Source organism: Clostridium ihumii AP5, from assembly GCF_000612845.1.
Classification (GTDB): Bacteria; Bacillota; Clostridia; order Clostridiales; family Clostridiaceae; genus Clostridium_J; species Clostridium_J ihumii.
This window is the reverse complement of sequence record NZ_CCAT010000084.1, coordinates 36,635-56,190: the sequence shown is the minus strand read 5'-3', so window position 1 is coordinate 56,190 and position 19,556 is coordinate 36,635. Positions and strand designations below refer to the sequence as shown.

The 19,556-nt window shown below is 25.6% G+C and carries 14 protein-coding genes and 1 riboswitch; all 14 genes read right to left on the bottom strand.

Annotated elements, in window-relative coordinates:
• Positions 1-75 precede the first annotated feature (75 nt).
• On the bottom strand, positions 76-825 hold the full coding sequence (locus tag BN346_RS17840; RefSeq protein WP_040330393.1) for a DUF4430 domain-containing protein: 750 nt from the start codon (positions 823-825) through the stop codon (positions 76-78).
• Positions 826-1,279: 454 nt separating this feature from the next.
• A complete protein-coding gene (locus BN346_RS17835) occupies positions 1,280-2,509 on the bottom strand; it encodes a prenyltransferase/squalene oxidase repeat-containing protein (protein WP_051540495.1) in 1,230 nt (409 codons plus the stop codon).
• Between the two features lie 52 nt (positions 2,510-2,561).
• Complete coding sequence (locus BN346_RS17830) at positions 2,562-3,251, bottom strand: ECF transporter S component (protein WP_040330392.1); 690 nt, start codon at positions 3,249-3,251, stop codon at positions 2,562-2,564.
• Positions 3,252-4,868: an ABC transporter ATP-binding protein gene (locus BN346_RS17825; protein ID WP_040330390.1), complete on the bottom strand. Its 1,617-nt coding sequence runs from the start codon at positions 4,866-4,868 to the stop codon at positions 3,252-3,254. It lies immediately after the preceding gene.
• On the bottom strand, positions 4,859-5,761 hold the full coding sequence (locus BN346_RS17820) for an energy-coupling factor transporter transmembrane component T family protein (RefSeq protein ID WP_040330389.1): 903 nt from the start codon (positions 5,759-5,761) through the stop codon (positions 4,859-4,861). Before BN346_RS17820 ends, BN346_RS17825 begins: the two co-directional genes overlap by 10 nt.
• A gap of 23 nt (positions 5,762-5,784) precedes the next feature.
• Positions 5,785-6,810: a cell wall-binding repeat-containing protein gene (locus BN346_RS17815; RefSeq protein ID WP_051540494.1), complete on the bottom strand. Its 1,026-nt coding sequence runs from the start codon at positions 6,808-6,810 to the stop codon at positions 5,785-5,787.
• 24 nt (positions 6,811-6,834) lie between these two features.
• On the bottom strand, positions 6,835-8,172 hold the full coding sequence (locus BN346_RS20715) for a hypothetical protein (RefSeq protein WP_051540493.1): 1,338 nt from the start codon (positions 8,170-8,172) through the stop codon (positions 6,835-6,837).
• 150 nt (positions 8,173-8,322) lie between these two features.
• Positions 8,323-9,375, bottom strand: coding sequence for a prenyltransferase/squalene oxidase repeat-containing protein (locus BN346_RS17805; RefSeq protein WP_051540492.1), 1,053 nt, complete (start codon positions 9,373-9,375; stop codon positions 8,323-8,325).
• Positions 9,376-9,403: 28 nt separating this feature from the next.
• Entirely contained in the window at positions 9,404-13,501 is a 4,098-nt protein-coding gene (locus BN346_RS20710) for a cell wall-binding repeat-containing protein (RefSeq protein ID WP_051540491.1), read from the bottom strand.
• Between the two features lie 22 nt (positions 13,502-13,523).
• Positions 13,524-14,282 carry a DUF4430 domain-containing protein gene (locus tag BN346_RS21805; RefSeq protein ID WP_040330388.1) on the bottom strand — a complete coding sequence of 253 codons (759 nt, stop codon included), beginning with the start codon at positions 14,280-14,282 and terminating at the stop codon, positions 13,524-13,526.
• A gap of 206 nt (positions 14,283-14,488) precedes the next feature.
• A riboswitch (cobalamin riboswitch) is annotated at positions 14,489-14,678 on the bottom strand.
• Positions 14,679-14,805: 127 nt separating this feature from the next.
• On the bottom strand, positions 14,806-16,212 hold the full coding sequence (locus BN346_RS17790) for an NAD(P)/FAD-dependent oxidoreductase (RefSeq protein WP_040330387.1): 1,407 nt from the start codon (positions 16,210-16,212) through the stop codon (positions 14,806-14,808).
• Positions 16,213-16,392: 180 nt separating this feature from the next.
• Complete coding sequence (locus tag BN346_RS17785) at positions 16,393-17,487, bottom strand: HD-GYP domain-containing protein (protein WP_040330386.1); 1,095 nt, start codon at positions 17,485-17,487, stop codon at positions 16,393-16,395.
• 85 nt (positions 17,488-17,572) lie between these two features.
• The gene (locus BN346_RS17780; RefSeq protein ID WP_040330384.1) at positions 17,573-18,649 is read right to left on the bottom strand and encodes an HD-GYP domain-containing protein; all 1,077 of its coding nucleotides are present in this window, start codon (positions 18,647-18,649) and stop codon (positions 17,573-17,575) included.
• A 215-nt stretch (positions 18,650-18,864) separates the two neighbouring features.
• Entirely contained in the window at positions 18,865-19,344 is a 480-nt protein-coding gene (locus BN346_RS17775) for a hypothetical protein (protein ID WP_040330383.1), read from the bottom strand.
• Positions 19,345-19,556: the final 212 nt, after the last annotated feature.

Genomic DNA, 19,556 nt, shown 5'->3' with positions numbered 1-19,556 from the left:
CCCTTATTTTATACTTTGAAATTTCCCTTAATTTAAAATTATATAAAAATTCTAAATTCACTTTTAAAATGATATTTATGAAAATTCCCTATTATCCCATTCATGAAAATCAATCAAAAGGATATCACCTTCTTTTGGATAAACATCATTTGCTCCTAAAGAAGTTTTTTCTCCATTTAAATATATAAACCAATCGATTCCTAAAATATTTTTTTCTTTTTGTTCAACAGTTTTCTCTGATTCTGGTATAGGATACAGATTGTGTATGCCATTTATCTCATATATGAATCCTCCAGTTTCCTTTATTGATACATTTTCTCTTAAATAAGTCATTGCACTTTTATTATTATCAATTTTTAATGTAAATTCACCTATAACTTCCTGATTTTTCCCAGTATATCCCTTGGATTCCCTAGTTACTATCATAGTAAATTTACTTTCATCTAACTTATTATCTTGATTTAAATTTGCTTCCTTTTTTTCTATAGTTTCTTTTTGTTTTTCTACAGCAATACTTTCTTTTGCAGCTTTTTCTTTTGACAATTGATTATTTTCATCACTATCAACATTTAATTCACTTTTTTCTTGTTTATTCACTTCATTTTTTTGTTTCTTTACTTCATTTTCTTGTTTTTTTACTTTTTCTTCTTTCCTGTTAGTTTTTTCTTTATTTTCAACTTTCTCATTTTTTTCTTCAAGCTTACTCTCTATTTTAGTTCTATTATTGTTATTATTTTCTAATTTATTATTTGTGATACAACCTACGCAAGCCAATATAATAAAACTTATAATGACAGATATAAGCATCTTGTATTTTTTTTTCATAAAACTCCTCCTTTTTTTATATTTTACATTGATAAATTTTTAATAATTAAAATCTTTAATTTTATTTTTTTTAACAAGCACATAGCAATGTTTATTTCATAATCTACTTAATTCCTATTTTTTTTTATTTTAGCTTTTTAATAACAAGAAAAAAATTTACCTAATTTCCAATATTTACTTTTATCAACATTGTATTACAGCATTCGTATATTTTCAACATACTTTGACATTCCTTCTTGTTATCATGTAGTTAATATATTAACTATGTTTCTTGTTACCACTATTTAAAAAACTTATTTTCACCAAACTTTTTTGTAAAATTTCATTTTCACGTAAAAATAATAAAATTAATATTTCCATCTACAATTTTAAAATATAAAAAGGTGATTTCTATAGAATACATTTTATAGAAATCACCTTTTTATATTTTATAACATTATCTAATTTTTGTTATTTAAAATTCATATAAATTTAGTCTTCCATTTTTTAACTCTTTATATGCTTCTAATGCTAACAATGCTTGTTCTGTTGCCTTTCCATTGCTATTCCCTTCATATATGTGTTTAAATCCACCATCATCACTTTTAAATGTTAATAAAGCATCTATAAGATTTTTACCACTTTTAGTAAATTCACTACTTGTTGGATCTATTCCATTTGCACATAAACCTATTATAACTTGTGATATACTTTCACTATTTTTTATTTTATATGAAGAAAATGTTCCATCTTCATTTTGCATATCACTTAAAAGGTTTATAGCATTATTAACAGCATCTTTTACTTTTCCATCATCAGTATAATTATGCAATGCTGTTAATGCCATTCCTGTCATATCTGGATCAGCCTTTATACCTGCAAAATCCCATCCTCCATCATAAGTTTTCATTTCAAGTAAAGTATTGATTAAACTTTCTCTACTCCAAAAAGAATTATTAGGAATTTCATAATTTCCAGAATCTAGAGCTATTAATGCAAACATCACTGCATTGGGTCCCTGATTTTTTATATCCTTATTATTGTATATATTATCTAAAAAATTCACATTATTAAACTTAATTGGATTTTCTCCAAGTGCTGATAAAAGCATAGTAGTTCTTTGATAATCTGTTGGCTGCATTAGCAACCCATCATTTATAATATCTATAACCTTATTAATATAGTCTTTTGATATATTTTTATTGGCTTTTGCTAAAGCCATAACTTCCCAATCACTTTCTAATCCTTTATCTATAATATATTTTGATACAGACTCTATATTATTTTCTACAACACTTTTATATTCATAAATCCCATTGTTATAGCATAAACTTTCTGCATCTACTTTAAAAGTGAATTCCTTGGATGACTTTATATTTTTTTTATTTTGTGACTTTATGTTTTTTCCAATCTTTAATGTATATACTTCTTTATCTTTGTATCCACCTTCAGGCGGATATATTAATAATGTATTATTCTCTTCTAATTCTATTTTTATAGGAATTTTTGTTTTATTTTCATCTAAAATTACTATTTCTTCATCTAAGTTACATGTATTTACTTCTTTATTAAACTTTATTGTCCATACTTTGTTTAAATTATTTGTTTCTGCATCTATATTAATTGCATTTGCTTTATATGTAATTAATGCGGATGTAACAAGTATGGAACATAATATTTTTAATATTATATTATTCTTTCTCACAACTAATCCCTCTTTCTATACTTAAACTAATTTAGTTTTATGCATTTTAATATTATGATTTTATTCTAATAACTGAATTTCTTTTATTATATCGCTCTAATGAATTTATAAAAGTTCTTCCAAAAAAATATGAGAATAATACATTGCTAAATGCATGCATAGTATCAAACCAAAAACTTAATATATTTCCAGTAATTATAGTATTTACTGTGATGGGTCTTATGAATTCAACAACATACCATTGATTTAAAATAGTTCCATATATATATCCCCAAATACCACAAAGTAAAATAAACCTTGGAAGTTCATTCTTCTTTATAAAATTTCTGCATTTCCCAAAAAATACTCCACAAAGTCCCCATCCTAGTATTTGCCACAAAGTCCAAGGACCATGTCCTAAGAAAAAATTTGAAATAAAAGCACACATTGCACCTACCATAAATCCGTTTACTGGACCTAATGTATAACCTGATACTGCTACAATAAATGTTACTGGCTGAAAACTTGGAATTGCAGCACATGGAACTCTTAATACACCACCTAGTGCTGACATTGTAGCTACTGCTGCCATAGTTCTTGCACTAATTTCTCTATTTTCAAACAATATTATAAATGTTCCTATAATGAAAATAGTAGATATCTCTACTGCCTTTTCCATTTTAAAATCAGCATATGTCATAATTAAAGTTATTATTATATATAAAATTACTATTATAGGTCCTAATTTAATTTTTCTTTTCATTTACATCACCTTCAAAAGATTTATAGCATCTTCAGACTTTATTACATTGCATTTATTCTTAAACACCTTAGATATTTGTGGAGAATAATATAGTGAATCACATAATACTTCTGTTGCTTCTCCACTAGCAACAATTTCTCCATCAAACATCAGCATAACTTCATCTGCATAATCTCCTAAAAAATCTGAATCATGAGTTATAACTACAATAGTTTTCCCTTCACTTACTAAGCTTTTCATTATTTTCCCTAAGCTTTCTTTTGCAAGTGAATCCATTCCTCTCGTTGGTTCATCTAAAATAAGTATTTCCGGATCCGTAATTAGTGTACATGCTATTGCTGTTCTTTGCTTTTCTCCTCCACTTAAATCTCTAGGATTCCTATCTTTTAAATGTATCAAATTAAGTTTCTTAAGTATTTCATATACTTTTTTGTCATCATACTCTCCTATATTTTTCAAAGTATATCCAACTTCATCAAACACCGTTTCTCTTCCAAAATAATCATTAGGATTTTGTGATAAATATCCTATTTTCTTTATTTTATCTTTCATTTTTATTTTTTTAATATTTTTACCATCAACTTCAATATTTCCATTGTATTTATTTATAACACCTGAAATTATTTTAAACAAAGTACTTTTACCTGCACCATTTTCACCCATCACGCCAAGAATTCTTCCTTTTCTTAGTTGAAAACTTATATCTTTTAATGTTTTGCTTCCTTTTTCATATTCAAATTGTATTTTTTTTACATCCATTATAACTTCTGAATTAAACTTATTTTTTTTAAATTTATTTTCAAAATTACAATCTTTTATTATATTTCTTCCTTCCTTTACGGTTACAGGAATATTTTCCATCTTAGCTTGTCTAAAAATATAAGATATATTAGGTAAATGGTATTTTTTATCTATATATTGTGGTATATTATTGGGTTTTCCCTCTCCTAAAATACAGCCATTTTCCATAAATATTATCCTATCAGCCATATGAAAACATTTATCCAATCGTTGCTCTACAAGTATAATAGTCTTCCCCATATCTGTATTCAATTTTTTTATTGAATTTAACACTTCTTCTGCACTTATAGGGTCTAGTTGTGATATAGGCTCATCAAAAACTATAATGTCTGGATCCATAGATACAACTGAAGCTATTGCAACTCTTTGTTTTTGACCTCCTGATATTTCTGTTGTTTGCTTTCCTTTTATTTCATTTAATGCTAATAAAGATATAACTTCTGCTACATTTCTTTTCATAAAATTCATGTTTTTATTTAAATTTTCAAGTCCAAATGCTATTTCTCGTTCAACATCTTGAAGTACAATTTGCTTCTCTGGATGTTGATATACCATTCCTACAGTTTGGGCAATTTCCGAATTATGAACAAAATCTATATCCCTATTTTTTAAATACACCATTCCTTCTAAAGTTCCGCCATAATAGTTAGGTATAAGCTTGTTTAAAAGCCTTATAAGTGTAGATTTTCCACATCCTGATGGCCCTACAATAAGTACTATTTCACCTTCATTAATTTTTAAATTAATGTTTTTCAATGCTTTATTTTTACAATCTGGATAAGTAAAACTAACATTTTCTATATTTATTATTTCCAATTTTTCCACCACCAATTTATGAAAGTTGGTATAAATGTGCTTAAACACAATATAATACCTTGCTTTGAAATAGTATCTTTAAAACTATCCATTTGATTATAAAACTCAAAAGTATTTAATCCTATAGCTGTAATCCAATATGTATAAATTATTATAAATCCACATATCAAAATTAAAACCCCATCCCAAACAGTATATTTCTCTCTAAAGTAAGAACTTCTTTTCTTAAGTGCACCATATCCTCTTGAATGCATAGATTCAGCCATATCTTCTGAATCTTCGAGACTTGATAAAAATAATATATTAGCTATATATCCACTAGATTTAATTCTTCCTCTAAATTTTTTATCTGAAAATGAATTACCTCTAAGCTTTTCAACTTCTATAATGTTTTCATATGATTTCATCATAGTAGGAAAAAGTCTTATAGTCATACTCATTAATAATGAAGACTTTTTTAAATATTTAGAAAAAAAACCAAACATTCTATCTGGATGTATTATTAAATTACCAAATCCAAATATTATCGTTATAACAATCATTCTAAATCCACTATCAACACCAAACATAATGGCTTCTTTTGTTATTCTCATAGTTCCAAGTACCGGTATATTTATATGACCTTGATATAATACAGTTTCACCATTATGAACTATAATTGGATTTAATAACATTAGCATAATAGCGAATGGAATCATTATTTTTCCATAACTCAATACATCTTTAATTGAACCATCTACATATATAGCTGATATTATTCCTGTAAATATTAATCCAATATATATTGGATTTTTCAATTTTAATACTATTATTAAATATGTTATTATTAACAATGTTACTGTAAATGGATGCACATTTTGAAAAAATGTATTTCTATTTCTATAAGTGAACATAAGAACACTTCCTTATCTTTCTATTAGATTAAATTTATACTTTTTAATGCTATTTCTATTACATCAAAATCTGATATAAATTTATCCAAAATACTTTCTGGAACAACTTTTTCTCCTCCAATAGCTATTAATTTAGTTTCACCTGTAATATTTTCATTAATTAAATTTTCAATTTCCTTATCTACATTTTTATTAGTTAAAATAACTGGTGATTTTTCTTTTGATGAGAGTGGAGCAACTGCTAGTGCATCTGCAAAGTTATTTCCTGTTACAAAATATACATTATCAAATTTTAATTCATCTTTGAAATTCTTTAAAACTTCACTGTTAGTTAAATATCTATTATCACCATATATTCTTTTTGAGTTTTTAACTTCATTAACAACACTGTTACTAAGAACACCTTGTCCACCAATAAAATAAGTATTTTTTATATCATTATTGTTTATATAATCTTTCACTTCACATTTTAGCTCATCTTTTTTAGTATATAAAATAGGACATTCCATCTCTGCTGCTATACTTGATACAGATAATGCATCTGCATAAGTTTCTCCATTAGTTATAAAAACTTTTTCTACTTTACCTAACTTTTCAGCTACTTTTAAAGATGTTTCATATCTATTTTCACCATATATTCTTTCTATATTTTCAACATTCAATGCTTTAAATTGATTTTCAACCTTTCCTGGAATTACTCCTTCTCCTCCTAATATAAAAATGTTCTTTGGATTCAATCTTTTAATTTCATTTATAGTATTTGTTGATAACTCACTTTTTCCATTTAATATTATTGGTGCATTATATTTCTTTGCAAGAGGAGCAGCTGATAAAGCATCTGCAAAATCATATGCTGCTGCAATCACTACAGAATCTGCACCTTCCTTCCAACCCTTCTTACTAATTTCTATAGATGTTTGTATTCTATCATTTCCATATATCCTATCCTTATTTGAATTTTCTTCTGCGAAAGCATTGGTAGATCCTATTGATAGTGATATTAAGACCATACTTAATCCTATTACTTTAAGTTTTAAATTTTTACTCATTTTCAAAACTCCTTTCATTTTAAATTATTGAACATTCATAATCAGTTCATCTGTTAAAGGATTCATGTTTTCTAGACTATCCCAAAGAAAAACTTTTATTTTATATTTACCTGTTTCTGGTATAGAAATTTGTTTAGTTATTTCTTCACCACTAGAGTTATTTTTTATTTTAGTTTCATTGGAAAAATAATTTATCATTTTATTATTTTCTTCATTATATAAAGCTACTATTACTGTTGCACTTTGCTCTTTATCTAAGTTGTTCTTTATGTTTAATTTTATATTAGCATTACTATTTAGTTTTAGTGAGTTTAAATCTGTTAGATTCTTAATCTCTATATCTTCTTTTGTGTTTATTTCATCACTAAAATCCTTTAATAAATACACTGAACCTTTTTTACCTTCTTTAAATTGTTTATATGCTACTAAAGCTAAAAAACCTTGTTCTGTAGACATATCATTTCTTTTTTCTAAATTGCCTTTTTGATGTGTAAATCCCCCATCCTCAGTTTTAAATTCTAAAAGCAAATCTAATAAATTCTTGTCGTTTCTCATAAATTTATCACAAGTTGTTGGATCTATTCCTAATGAACAAAGAGCTATTATAGTCTGAGAAATGCTTTCACTTGATGCTGATGTTGAATCATCATTTCCTATAAAGTTCCCATTAGCATCTAAAGTTGTATTTAATGCTTCTATAGATTCATCAACTATACTTTTCACTTCAATATTACTATCATAATAATTAGATAATGCAGTTATAACCATTGCTGTTATATCTGGATCCAATTTTGAAGTATTTCCCCATCCCCCATTATCCATCTTATTATTTATTATTTTATTTATTATTGTTTCTTTTGAAAGATTAGAATTATTAGGTATATTAAATTTTCCACAATCCATCGCTATCAAAGCATAAGCTTGACCCAAAATGTTGTACTCTTTAGTAAAATCTACATTGCATAAAATATCAATTAAATTTCTTTCACCTATATTTCTTGGGTCTCCACCAGCTGCTACTATGCTAAGTATAGTTCTTTCACAGTCTGTAGTTTCATCAAATATGCCTTCATTATTTCTAATTTCTTTAACTTTTCTTTCTAAGTATTCTTTGGAAACTGTTTTCCCTAAAGCTCCAAGACCTATAACTTCCCAATCACTTAGTCCATTTTGATTTTTCTTTAATAATGAATCACTAATATACTCTAAATTTTCATTTAATACAGAATCATAATTTTCAATATTAACCTCTTTAGCTAAAACATTGATATTTTTTGTTGATATGAATCCTGTAACAAAACTTGTAAAAAATAATATAAATATAACAAAACTTGCTATAAACCGTTTGTGCCTAAATTTCATAATACATCTCTCCTAATTTCAAAAATTATATATTAATTTTTAATAAAATTAAATCATAATAATCTAAAAATATTAATATTTAAAGTTTCTATATATTAATATTGATTATTATGATTTAATTATCACTTTAAAATTTATTGATTATATAATTTAGTTAAAGTCTTTTACTAAATATATAGAACCTAATTTCCCACTTTTAAGTTTTTTATATGATGCAAGTGCTCTGAAAGCTTGTTCAGTTGCAATGCCATTAAGTTGATCTGTATTTTTTTTATCATGTTCAAACCCACCATCTGCTGTTTTATATTCTAATAATAAATCTAAAAGATTTTTATCACTTTTAGTAAACATTTCAGAATCTGTTGGATCTATTCCAACTGAACACAAAGCTATTATAACTTGAGCTAAACTTTCACTTGAACCATTAGGTGTCCATGTTGAAGTGAATTCTCCAGTAGTTTTATCTTGTATTTTACTTAAAGCTATAAGTGCATCATCAATGGCATCTTTTACATCATAATCTTCATTATAATAAGGTGATAATGCTGATATTACCATTGCAGTTGTGTCTACATCAATGGTATCACCCCAACTCCATCCACCTGATTTTAATTTTTTTTCAACGATTCCATCTACTATATCATATCTTGTAAATTTTGAACCTGATGGTATTTCAAAATTTCCACAATCTAGTGCAATAAGGCCAAACATTTTACAAAAAATATCTTGTTCTATTCCTAAATTTCTTTCACATAAATCTTTAATTAAATTATATCCTCCAAAATTCCTTGGATCTTTTCCTGCAGAAACAATTCCTATAATCGTTCTTTCACAATCTGTAGTACTTTTAAATTTTCCATCTGCTCCAAATAATGAAGAGTCTTTTGTTTCTATTTTTTTTGCTAAGTTTTCAATATAACTTGCTGGAATCTCTTTATTAAAGCTTGATACTGTAAGAGCTTCCCAATCATTAAACTCTTTATTATACCAAAAACCTGAATCTTTATTTATAAGATGCTGTAACCCAATATTTACACATTCATCTATTATAGAATTATAGTCCTTTTTTAGAATCTCTCTTGATTCCACTGCATATCTTTCTGCTGCAAAAACATTATTGTTCAGTACTCCTATATTCGCTGTAGTTAAAACACTATTAGCAATAATAAATGCTGCTAATCCTCTTTTTAAATTTTTATTCATAATTTCTTCCCCCTGTTTTTAATAAAATTTATTTAATATTAATTTTAAAATTAATTAATACACCTTCTACATTACAACAAACTGTAAATTTACCTTTTTCTAATACAGTATTAAATTCACATTTACCATTTTTAATTAAATTTTGATCTATATATACAGGCTCACGTTTTCTATTCATAATTTTCATTGTTGCAATACTATTTGAATTTTTATTAACATCCTCCAAAGTAATTTCTATCTTGCCTTTATTAATATCTTTAACCACTAAAGAATACTTATCATTTTTAAAAGATCCTATAACTGATGCGTTTGTAACAGTAATTTCTTTACTTACAAATGTACCATATTGTTCTGCTGTTATGGTATGTTTTCCCAGTTCATGTATTGATAAATCTTCGATAACTCCATTTCTATCTGTTGTACCTACATATTTACCATCAATCTTTAGTTTTGCACCATATACAGGTTTATTAACACATGAAATTACTATCATAAAGTTTTGATCCATTTTAACTTCATTTGCATTATTCCCATAATGCATTTCCATCATTAATTTTGGTGGACCTTCATAATCATCTGAATATAAGTCACGCCAATCCCATTCTCTGAATTCAAAGGATAATAACTCTCCATTTTTCATAAAAACTGCTGGTGCTCCAACTGGTGTTTTCTTGCCATTTAAATATATAAACCAATCCATCCCAATTATCCCCTTTTCAAGCTGTTCAACAGTTAATTCTTTAATATTTTTATTTCCTATCCCTTCAATTTCACATATCAAACCTGTAGAATCTTGTTTAAATTCAACATTTTCACTTAAATATTGTAAAGCACTTTTGTCAGTATCTAATTCAATTGTTTTATTTAATATTTCCTTACCTTTATCTTTCAAAACAAAGGTGAATTCTAGCTTATCTACTTTATCTGCTTTTCCTTCTAAAATTACATCATTATGTTTTTCTATTAGCTTTACTTTAGCTCCATCTTCTATATTTACTTTACTTTTTTCTATAGCTTGTATATTTTCTATAGTTGCAGTTTTTTCTATTTTAATCTGTGATGCATTCTCTATTTTTATTTTAGATATTTTTCCATCTAGGACAGTATCAGAGCAATTTCTTACTTTAAGTGTATCTATTTTTCCATTTAATATAACTTTAGAAATTTTTTCTGAATCCTTTTCCTTGCTACCAATTTTAATATTTTTAACGTCCTCACATTTTATTTTTGATGGACAATTAACTAATATTTCTTTATCAAACTTTCCTTCAAGCTCAATATCATAATTTGAATCTTTTGATCCTGTCACCTTTATAGATCCAAAATCTCCTTTTAAATTCTTAAGTATTGCATTTGATTTGATTTCTGTTCTTCTAATCTCTGAATCTTCAAGCAGTTTTACTGCTACATTACCTTTACTTTCCACTGTAAGATCATCTGATTTTACAGAAGTTAAATTTATACTATTAATGTCACCAGATTTTATAACTATATTCTTACAACTAGTACCTTTAATGTTTGCAGACCCTTTTTCACCTGGGTCTAAAATTAGATTTCCATTTAATTTAACATTTCTTATTTCTACATTATTACCCTTTACTACTATATCCTTATTTACTTCTTTAAGTGTACTTTCATCTCCAAATATTCCATTGTCTTTTAACAATTGAATTTCTTTATCAGTTTCATTGATACCATCATCTTTATCATCTTTATCATCTTTGTCTTTTGGTGGTTCTATTGTTCCACCACCTTGATTGTTTGATGACACTGTTATTTGTTTTTCAACTTTTACACCTTCTTTTAAAACAGATATAGTATGTTTTCCAGCTGAATAAATTTTTATAGAACTCTCACCATCTATATTAGTTGTTGAAACCTCTTTATCATCTACTTTTATACTAGCTCCATATACAGGTCTATACACACAAGTAACTAATATATTAATTTTTTCATCCTGATCAACTTTATCTTTAATTCCTTCTACTTTTAATGGCATAGATGATCCATCAGCTACCAAATCATGCCAATCCCATCTTCTATATTCAAATTCAAGTTTATCGCCAGATTTTATCTTTACATCATTTGCTCCTACAGGGGTTTTCTTACCATTTAAATATATAAACCAATCAGCACCTAAGTAACCTTCTTTTCTTTCATCTTCACTTAAATTCTTTAATGGTTTACTTTTTACTTTATTTATTTCATTTATAAAACCATTCTTAGTTTTAATATCAGCATTTTCTTTTAGATACTGCATAGCTGATTTCTTGCTATCAACTTTAAGATTTTTACTTAATATTTCAGTACCATCATTAGAAATTATTAAACTAAATTCATCACCTTCAGGATTTCCACTTGAACCGCCACTACTATTTTCTTTCTTATTTACTACCTTATTTGCCTTTCCTTCTATTAAAACATCTTTACTTTTTTCTATAAGCTTTACTTTTGCACCATTTTCTATTTTTATCTTACATTTATCTAAAGCTTCTATTTTTTCAATATTAGCTTTATCTTTTACATTAATTATTGAGTCATTTTCACTTTTTATTGTTTTTATATTTCCTTTTACAGATATATTTTTGCCTTTTATAATGTCTAATTTACTTACTTTTCCATCAATGTCTACATTTTTTTCTGAATTTTTAAGGTTTATTTTTATGTTTTGTACATTTTCACAATTAATTATTGCATTATCTTCTACTAGTATTTCATTTTTAAATTCTCCAATTAATTGGATAGTTCTTGACTTTTCATTTGTCTCAGCAACTTTTATATCTCCAAAAGACCCTTTTTCATTTTTCAATATAGAACTTGATTTTATTTCTGTACTTTTTATATTAGAATTGTCATACAATTTTACTGCTACATTTTTATTTGTTTCTATATCTAATTTATCAGCTTTTACATTACTTAACTCAATACTATTTACATCTCCAGATTTAACTATTATATTTTTTGCTTTAACATTTTTTATGTTTACTGTACCTTTCTCACCTGGATCTAAAATAAGATTTCCATCTAAATTTATATTTATTATGTTTACATTATTTCCAGTTACTAATATGTCACTTTTTATGTCTCTAGTTTTCTTTTCATCTCCAAATCTTTCATTGTCCTTTGATAATTTTATAATTTCAAAGTTCATTTTAAATTTATCTAATATGTTTTGTGGTACTACTTCTGGTCCACCTATAGCAATAAATTTACTTAGAGATGTTATGTTAGAATTTATAATTTTTTCTACATCACTATTTATATTTTTATTAGTTAGTATCACTGGTGCTTTTTTATCTGCAGCAAGTGTAGATATTGACAATGCATCTGGAAAGTCATTTCCTGTAACAAAATAAATATTTTCATATTTTAAATCATTAGAAAACTTTTTTAAAACTTCCCTGTTAGTTTCATACCTATCTTTTCCAAATATTCTTTCAGAGTTTGGTATATTTTTTAGTACACTATCATTTATTACACCATCTCCACCAATAACATATACATTAAATATTTTATTACCCTTTATGTACTCATTTACTTCTTTAGGAATTTCATTATTTTTAGTATATAGTATTGGTATTCCTTTTTGTGCTGCTATTGGCGATACTGATAATGCATCTGCATAAGATTGTCCATTAGTTATAAATAAAGCATCACTTTTTCCTAATTTTTTATTAATTTTTAATGCTGTTTCGTATCTTGTTTGTCCATATATTCTTTCTATTTCATTTATATTTATATTTTTAAGTTGAGTTTCTACAGATTTGCTTATAACTCTTTCTCCGCCTAATATAAATACTTTCTTTGGTTTTAATCTTTTTAATTCATTTATTGTATCTTCTCTTAGTTGAATATTTCCATTAAGTAAAATAGGTGCATTAAATTTTTTAGCTAATGGTGCTAAAGACAATGCATCTGCAAAATCATATCCTTGAGCAATAAAAACATACTCAGAGCCGTTTTGCCAACCTTTCTTACTTATTTCAATCGAAGTAGATATCCTATCTTTTCCATATATTCTGTCATTTTCTACTGCAAGTACAGTAGAAAATGATAAGCATATAATCATTGATAAAATTAAAAATAAGCCTACAAATTTTTCTTTTAATCTTTTCATATTTCTCATTTCATCCCCCATATTTTATCTTTTAATCTTCTGGTGGTAAAAATTCTCTTTTATCCCACTCATGAAAATCAAATAGAAGAACATCACCCTTTTGTGGATATACATCATTTGCTCCTACTGGTGTTTTTTTATCATTAAGATATATAAACCAATCAATACCTAATACCCCATTTTTCTTTTGTTCTGGAGTTTTTTCTGATTCTGGTATTGGATAATGATTATGTATACCATTAATTTCAAAAATAAATCCTCCATTTTCTTGCATAGAAGTATTTTCCCTTAAATACTGCATTGCACTTTTTTTAGAATCAATTTTTATTGTAATTTCTTCTACAACACTTGATTCATTTCCAGTATATCCTTTAACATCTTTTCCTATTATCATAGTAAATGTGTCTTCTTCTACTTTATTGTTTTTATTTTCATCTTTCACTACTGTTTCATTTTTTTCTTTTTCATTATTATTTTCTTTTATTTGTTTTTCTTCTGATGATTGATTGCCATTATTATTTTCAATTTTAGTGTCTTCCTTTTTTATTTCTTCTTTTTTGACCGCTTCTTTTTCTGTATTATTTTTTATACTATTTTCTTTTTTTATTTCATTTTTTTTATCAGTTTTTTCTTTAGCTTTATTACCCTTTTTATCAATACTTTTTTCTACTTTTGCTTTATTATCATATTTGCTAGTCTTTAAATCCTTATTTCCTGCACCACATCCTAAACAAATAGTCATAATAAAACTCAAAATGATAGCTACTAGTATTCTATGGTTTCTTTTCATCTAATCCCCCCTTTATAGTTTGCCGACACATTAAATTTATTCATACTAATTTTAATGCTTAAATATTTTATATTTAATTTTTATAAAAATAAAAAAAGCCCCAACTGGGACTTTAAAATAACACATTTTGTATAAACTTTAATATAATTAAAGCATAAAAACTTAAGCATTCATACAACTTAATGATATTTCATCTCTCCCACGAAAGATTCAATCCTAAATAGGCATGTTTCCTGACTTAACTTCTTTTTACTCCCTTTCCTTCCCAAGACTTTTATCTCAGTGGTTTTAAAGGTTTCATCAGTATTACAGTAACGTTGGGCTGTAATGGATTTTCACCATTTTCCATTTTAACTTTCTAATTGCTTAAAAAGAACCTACTCAATTTCCATATTCTCTTTTCGTATACATTATATTACAGCGTTTGCAGTTTTGCAACATTTTCAAACATTCTTTATTGTTATTATCTTTCGACAATTAAAAGCAGAAAGAATGATAAGAATTAATCTTATCATTCTTTCTTTTAATATTCTTTATCCGTTAATACTCTTGCCATTAAGACACCCATTACAGATGCCATCATAAGTCCTCTTGTCCAGCCTGATGAATCTCCTAAACAATACAGTCCATTTATATTGGTTTCAAAGTTTCTATCTATGTCTATTTTATTGCTATAAAATTTTATTTCTGGTCCATATAAAAGAGTTTCTTTACTTGCAAATCCTGGAACCAATGTATTCATAGCTTCTATAAAATTCACTATGTTAGTCATTGTTCTATATGGGATTGCTGAAGTTAAATCTCCTGCTACAGCATCTTTAAGTGTTGGCACTACATTAGATTGTTTTAATTCTTTTTCCCAAGTACGTTTTCCTTCTATTATATCTCCATATCTTTGAACTAAAATGCTTCCTCCACCTAAAAGATTAACAAGTTCTGCAACTTTCTTTCCATATTCAATAGGTTTATTAAATGGTGCTGAAAAATTATGTGAACTTAATATTGCTAAATTTGTATTATTCGATTTCTTTTCTTTATAAGAATGACCATTTACTATAGCCAAATTGTTATCATAGTTTTCTTGAGAAACAAATCCACCTGGATTTTGACAAAAGGTTCTTACTTTATCATCAAAAGGAGCTGGATAACCAATTAATTTTGATTCATATAAAACATTATTTACTTTTTCCATTATTTCATTTCTAATTTCAACTCTTACCCCTATATCTACAGTTCCAGCTCTATGATTGACATTATGCTTTTCACACATATTATTAAGCCAATCTGCACCTTTTCTTCCTGTAGCTGCAATTACTACTTCTGACTTTAACGTCTCATCTTTTTTCTTAGTTAACGAATCGGATACAATTACTCCACTTATTTTATCATTTTCTATAATAAAATCTTTTACTAATGTATCAAATTTAATTTCTACATTATTTTCAATTAAATAATTTTGTATTTTTAGATATATTTCTTGCGCTTTTTCTGTTCCTAAATGTCTTATTGGACAATCTACAAGTTTTAAATTTGCTTCTATAGCTTTTCTTCTTATTTCTTTTACACTTTCTTCGTTTCCAAGACCTTCAATTTTTGTATCTGCACCAAACTCAAGATAAATATCATCTGCATATTTTATGTATTTTTCTGCTTTATCTTTTCCTATTAATTCTGGTAAATCTCCACCCACTTCATAACTTAATGATAATTTTCCATCGGAAAAAGCACCTGCTCCTGAAAATCCCGTAGTTATATGACAATATGGCTTACAACCTACACATTCATTTGTTTTTTCTTTTGGACAATGTCTTTTATCAATTCTCTTTCCCTTTTCTATTAATAGAATCTTTTTATTTACATTCTTTTTCACAAGTTCTAGTGCAGTGAATATTCCTGATGGTCCTGCTCCAATAATAATTATGTCGTACATTCTTTTCCTCCAAACAATATGAAATAAACATTTATATTATATTAATTTCATATTTTATAAAATTTTATCCCAAAAACATTATACATAATCTATGAACATTTTTAAATATTTTTTTAAAAAAATTCGTATTTTGTAAATAAAAAAAGATAAATGAATACAGTACCCATTTATCTCTTTTATTTATAATATCTTTTCTATTTTTAATTCTTTATGTTTTCTTATATCTAAAAACTTATCTTCACATAACAATAAAGGTGCCGATAAATTGTTTACATCTATTTGTATTATTTTTGCAACCTTATTATTATTAAAAAGAATATATTCTCCTATATAATAATTTATTATATGTTCTATAAATACATTACAATATTTATAATCTAATTTTTCTATTCCTTCTTCTCTAATAGTTTCTAGTGCTTCAAACAAGTCTTTTTTAGGCTTATAATTTCTTTTAGAATTAACTCCATCAAAGGTATCTGCTATTGCTATTATTCTTGCTATATCATTAATTTGATTATCTTTTCTTTTCAATGGATATCCACTACCATCTAATCTTTCATGATGCATTAATATTCCTAATTTTATGTCATCATTTACATATGATAAATTTTGTATTAAATTATATGCAACTACAGGATGTTGTCTTATAGCTCTAAACTCTTCTTCATTTAATTCTTCCTCTTTATCCAGGATTTCTTGTATTTTATACTTTCCAAAATCGTGTAATAAAGCAGCTCTCATTAAACAACTTAATTTTTCATCATCAAAGTTTAACCATTTTCCTAATAATACACTTAAAATAGTTACATTTACTGAATGTTTAAATACTGAATCATTACCACTTCCATATAATACTATGTTCTTAACAGCCATTCTAGGTGATGTTAATTCTTCTAATATTTTTTCACTAAAGTTTCTTATTTCAATCATATTAGGTATATTAGATGAATCTAATTTTTCAAATATATCCTTCATTTCTTCTGTATACTTTTGAACTTTAACTATAACTTCATCTAACAATATCTCTTCTCTTTTTTTTATTTCCTGTTCTACTTCATCCAAATTACAAGTAACGTCTTTCAATGAACTTTCCTTATAAAGCTCATGAAATATAGGGTTTTCTAAATATTCATTTTGTAATTTTTTTATAATTTCTTCTGTTAGTATTGCCCCTTTTTTAACAAGAATCTTATCATCTATTATAATATCTTTTTCAGCAATTTTACCTTTTGTTAACTTTTCTATATCAAATTCTAAGTTACTGCTTACCTTCATTTTGCACCTCATTCATAAATTCATATTAATAATATACTCGTACAAATATTAAAAATATTTATATAGATTTATGCAATTAACTTACTTATATTAATAATTTTTCTACCTCCAAATTTACATAATCTTTCAAATTTATAAATTCATCTTCACATAATAATAATGGTTTAGATAAGTTATTAGGATCTATTTGTATTATCTTTGCAATTTTACCATTGCTAAGAAGAACATTTTCTCCTATATAGTAATTTATTATATGTTCTATAAATATATTGCAATAATTATAATCCAATTTTCTTAAACTTTCTTCTCTTATAATTTCTAACACAGTAAATAAGTCTTTTCTTTCTTTATATGGTCTATTCGAGTTAAGTGCATCAAAAGTATCTGCTATAGCTATTATTCTTGCAAAATGATGAATATTAGTTTTTATTTTCAATGGATATCCACTACCATCTAATCTTTCATGGTGCATTAATACACCTAGTTTTATACTATCATTCAAATAAGGAATATCTTTTATTAGTTTATATGCAATTATAGGATGTTCTTTTATTATCTGAAATTCTTCTTTACTAAGTTTCTCTTTTTTCATAAGTATATCTTTTATCTTATACTTTCCAAAATCATGTAAAATACTAGCTCTCATTAAAAAGTTTAATTCCTTCTCATCTAATCCAATCCACTTTCCTAATAATAAGCTAATTACTGTAACATTAACTGAGTGCTTAAATATTGCATCTTCTCCGCTACCTTCTAATAATATATTTTTAACTGCACTCCTTGGAGAATCTAGTTCTTTTAAGATTTTTTTTACGAAAGCAGTTACTTCTTCCATATTATTTTTATTATTAATGTAAATTTCATCAAATATATCGTTTAGATGTTCAGAATATTTTTCAACTTTAATTCTAACATCATTAATCATTTCTTTATCTTTATTATCTAAACACACATCTATTTTTTGATTTTCTTTTACAATTTCATTATTCATATGATTTAATGTAGGATTTTCTAAATAAAGATTTTGTAATTTTTTTATTATTGCCTCTGTTAATATAGTTCCTTTTCTAACAAGAACTCTATCACCAATCATTATGTCAATTTCAGCAACAGACCCTTCTTCAAATTTATATATACTTTCACAAAAATTTTCAATACCCATAAAATCAACTCACCTCTTAAAACTTATAGTGAATAAAGAACGATTTTCTTTACACCATAAAACATTAAATAAATTAACATTTAAAATAAATACTTATAAATTTTACAATTATATATTATTTATTATAACAAAAATACCATATTTTATATATGTTTTTCAAAATGTAAAATAAAAAAGTTATTGTATATGTAATCAATTACATATACAATAACTTTTTAGGCTAAATTTCTTTTATTTTCCAAATATAACTTTTCTTCTTCACTCTCTATATAATTACAAATATCTTTAAAATCTTGTAACCAATGTATTTTAGAAAGTTCTCTTAAATCTATTACTATTCCTGTTGTTTTATGTCTTATAAACTCCATGTTATACATTTCAGTTTTTATAAAACCATCTTTAAAACTGTATATACATGGTTCAAATTTTTCCCAATTTTTTTCAAAATATTTTGTTTTTGCAAAGCATAATTTATATATATGAAATACCATTCCTAATACAGAGGATTTTTTAGCAAATTTATGACTAAAATACTCTTGAGTTGGATATTTTTCTTGTACTCTTTGCCAGTATAATTTATTGTTTGATACAAGATTATACTTATCTAACACTTTACATTTTTCTTTTCCTAACTCTTCACGCATAAATTTTTCCCTATCAGTGCTATTCATTTGCTTTAAGATATCATTATTCAACTTTAAATACCTCCATAAAATTATTACTATATATATAAATTTTATTTTCAATTTATATATATTATTATTGATTTTAATTAAATGAATTTTAAAAATTTTCTTTCTTATAAGACATTATAAGATTATTTATCTTTATTTACCAATAGAAATATTTTATAAGTTCTATATTACTTATAGAATTTTCCGATATTATATAAGATTAAGTTGTATAT

What these genes read in the sequence shown, in the direction of transcription:
- BN346_RS17840 (WP_040330393.1), bottom strand. Translation starts at nt 825, where the DNA reads ATGAAAAAAAAATACAAGATGCTTATATCTGTCATTATAAGTTTTATT.
- BN346_RS17830 (WP_040330392.1), bottom strand. Translation starts at nt 3,251, where the DNA reads ATGAAAAGAAAAATTAAATTAGGACCTATAATAGTAATTTTATATATA.
- BN346_RS17820 (WP_040330389.1), bottom strand. Translation starts at nt 5,761, where the DNA reads ATGTTCACTTATAGAAATAGAAATACATTTTTTCAAAATGTGCATCCA.
- BN346_RS17815 (WP_051540494.1), bottom strand. Translation starts at nt 6,810, where the DNA reads ATGAGTAAAAATTTAAAACTTAAAGTAATAGGATTAAGTATGGTCTTA.
- BN346_RS20715 (WP_051540493.1), bottom strand. Translation starts at nt 8,172, where the DNA reads ATGAAATTTAGGCACAAACGGTTTATAGCAAGTTTTGTTATATTTATA.
- BN346_RS17805 (WP_051540492.1), bottom strand. Translation starts at nt 9,375, where the DNA reads ATGAATAAAAATTTAAAAAGAGGATTAGCAGCATTTATTATTGCTAAT.
- BN346_RS20710 (WP_051540491.1), bottom strand. Translation starts at nt 13,501, where the DNA reads ATGAGAAATATGAAAAGATTAAAAGAAAAATTTGTAGGCTTATTTTTA.
- BN346_RS21805 (WP_040330388.1), bottom strand. Translation starts at nt 14,282, where the DNA reads ATGAAAAGAAACCATAGAATACTAGTAGCTATCATTTTGAGTTTTATT.
- BN346_RS17790 (WP_040330387.1), bottom strand. Translation starts at nt 16,212, where the DNA reads ATGTACGACATAATTATTATTGGAGCAGGACCATCAGGAATATTCACT.
- BN346_RS17785 (WP_040330386.1), bottom strand. Translation starts at nt 17,487, where the DNA reads ATGAAGGTAAGCAGTAACTTAGAATTTGATATAGAAAAGTTAACAAAA.
- BN346_RS17780 (WP_040330384.1), bottom strand. Translation starts at nt 18,649, where the DNA reads ATGGGTATTGAAAATTTTTGTGAAAGTATATATAAATTTGAAGAAGGG.